This is a genomic window from Kitasatospora sp. NPDC059571 (assembly GCF_042735675.1).
Lineage (GTDB): Bacteria > Actinomycetota > Actinomycetes > Streptomycetales > Streptomycetaceae > Kitasatospora.
In genome coordinates, this window is sequence record NZ_JBHWBW010000076.1 from 3,638 (window position 1) to 5,951 (window position 2,314).

General features: G+C 72.4%; 3 protein-coding genes and 1 pseudogene. 2 read left to right on the plus strand and 2 right to left on the minus strand.

Annotation, left to right across the window (positions count from 1 at the left end):
* A pseudogene (locus ACFV0G_RS11900) lies at window positions 1-340 on the minus strand (hypothetical protein); the annotation flags it as partial.
* Window positions 341-392: 52 nt separating this feature from the next.
* The gene (locus ACFV0G_RS11905; protein ID WP_380545478.1) at window positions 393-548 is read right to left on the minus strand and encodes a hypothetical protein; all 156 of its coding nucleotides are present in this window, start codon (window positions 546-548) and stop codon (window positions 393-395) included.
* Between the two features lie 117 nt (window positions 549-665).
* Between ACFV0G_RS11905 and ACFV0G_RS11910 the strand changes: the two genes are divergently transcribed.
* A complete protein-coding gene (locus ACFV0G_RS11910) occupies window positions 666-1,289 on the plus strand; it encodes a TetR family transcriptional regulator (RefSeq protein ID WP_380545480.1) in 624 nt (207 codons plus the stop codon).
* Between the two features lie 122 nt (window positions 1,290-1,411).
* Entirely contained in the window at window positions 1,412-2,251 is an 840-nt protein-coding gene (locus tag ACFV0G_RS11915) for a serine protease (RefSeq protein ID WP_380545482.1), read from the plus strand.
* The last annotated feature ends 63 nt before the right edge of the window (window positions 2,252-2,314 follow it).

Below are 2,314 nucleotides of genomic sequence, written 5' to 3' on the forward strand. Positions count from 1 at the left end.
GCCCCCCGAGGTGGGCGCGGCCCCGGGGGGGTTCGGCGCGCGCGCGGGGGGTTCGGCGCCGGGCGGCCGGTCGGGGGTGTGAGGCGCCGAGCTGCCAGATGGTCCCGTGGCTGCCCGCGGTGACGACGGCCAGCACGACCAGGTCGGCGATGCCGAGGGTGATGCCGAGCAGCGCGCGGCCGCGGCGGCCGGTGCGGCGCAGCAGGGCGGCCGCGCCGAGCAGGATCGCGCCGGGGCCGAGCACCAGGTTGAAGAGCATCAGGCCGAGCAGGCCCAGGACGAACGAGGCGACGGCCATCTGGTCGCCGTCGGCGGTGCGGGGAGTGGTGAGCTGAGCCATGGCAGGACTCCGGTCTCGGATCGTGGTGCCGGACGGGACGGATGGTGCCCGGTCAGTTGCGCCGGGCACGGGCGAGGCGCTCGCGGGCGCCGAAGGCGGCCAGCCAGAGCGCGACCCCGGCGCAGACGGTGAGGAAGACCGGCAGCGAGGTGTGGATGGCGGCCCCGGCGAGGAGGCCCATGGCGACGACGGTGATCAGGAGGCTCACGGTGGCGCCCCTTTCCTGGTCGGCAGCGGGCGTGGCGGCCAGTTCGGTGTACGACTGTTCGCTGACTTCTCCATCCTACGCTTCCCAAAGTCGGCAAACAGTTGTTTACTGAATGATGTGAGTCACACCCCAGGGGTCCGCCAGGCCCAGAAGCAGCAGAGCCGCCGCGCCCTGCTCGACGCCGCGCTCGGCCTGTTGGAGCACCAGAACCTCAGTGGCCTGGGCGTGCGCGAGGTGACCCGTGCGGCGGGGCTCTCCCCGGCGGGCTTCTACCGGCACTTCCCCGACCTCGCGGCGCTCGCCGTCGACCTGGTCGAGGAGTCACTGGCGAGCGTGCACGCGATGATCCGCTCGGTGCTCGCCGAGCCGGGCGACGACCCGGACGAACTGATCGACCGCACCGTGCAGCTGATCGCCGACCATGTGCGGGAGAATCCGGCGCACATGCGCTTCCTCGTGCGCGAGCGGCACGGCGGAGTCCGGGCCGTCCGTGACGCCATCGCCGCCGAACTGCGGCGCTTCGCCGACGAGGTGGCGGCCGGGCTGGGTGCCCAGTCCGTCTCGGCGGGGTGGTCCGCCGCCGACCTGCGGATGCTGGCCGAGCTCTTCGTGGAGCACATGGTGGCCACCGCGGCCGGCTTCCTGGAAGCCGGGCCGGACGGCGAGCGGGCGATCGCGGAGACCGCCCGGACCCAGCTGCGGCTGATCGCCGTCGGCCGGCGCCACTGGCCGACCGGCTGAGCCCCGCCAGGGCGGTGCGCCGGGGCGGAAGTCGCCGCAACCGGCAGTTCACGCAAGCGTATTGACACTGCATCATGGACACGCCAATTTGAGAGGACCCCCACACACCGAGAGGCCCTCTCATGAAGAAGCCGCTCATCGGCGCGTCCACCGCCCTGCTGCTCGCCGGGGCCACCGCCCTGGCCGGAGCCGCTCCCGCCGCCGCCGCGAGCAAGGCCCCCGCCGCCGTGACCGTGAACTTCGCCGGCACGGTGGCGCTGTCCAACTGCTCCGGCTCGGTCGTCCGGATGCCCGGCTCCGCCGCCGGCGACCCGGCGCTGGTGCTGACCAACGGCCACTGCCTGGAGCTCGGCATGCCCGACCCCGGCGAGGTCGTGGTCAACCACTCGTCGAACCGCAGCTTCACCCTGCTCAGCGCCTCCGGCAGCGGCCTCGGCACCCTGCGGGCCAGCAAGGTCGTCTACAGCACGATGACCGACACGGACGTGACGCTGTACCAGCTGAACACCACCTACGCCGCGATCAAGTCGCGGTACGGCATCGACCCGCTGACGATATCGGCCTCGCACCCGACCGCGGGCGCCGCGATCAAGGTGGTCTCCGGCTACTGGAAGAAGATCTACTCCTGCAACGTCGACGGCTTCGTGTACCGCCTCCAGGAGGGCGGCTGGACCTTCAAGGACGCGGTCCGCTACACCTCCGCCTGCAACACCATCGGCGGCACCTCCGGCTCCCCGGTGATCGACACCGCCACCGGCCAGGTCGCCGCCGTGAACAACACCGGCAACGAGGACGGCGAGCGCTGCACCGTCAACAACCCCTGCGAGGTCGACGCCAACGGCACGGTCACCGTCCGCAAGGGCATCAACTACGCCGAGGAGACGTACGGCATCCCCGCCTGCTTCGCCCCGGGCAACAAGCTCGACCTCACCCGCGCCGGCTGCACCCTGCCCAGGCCGTAGCCGCCGGCGCCCCGCGACCGCATCCCATCCCCCTCCCGAGAGCCACCCGCCGCCCTTCGGGTG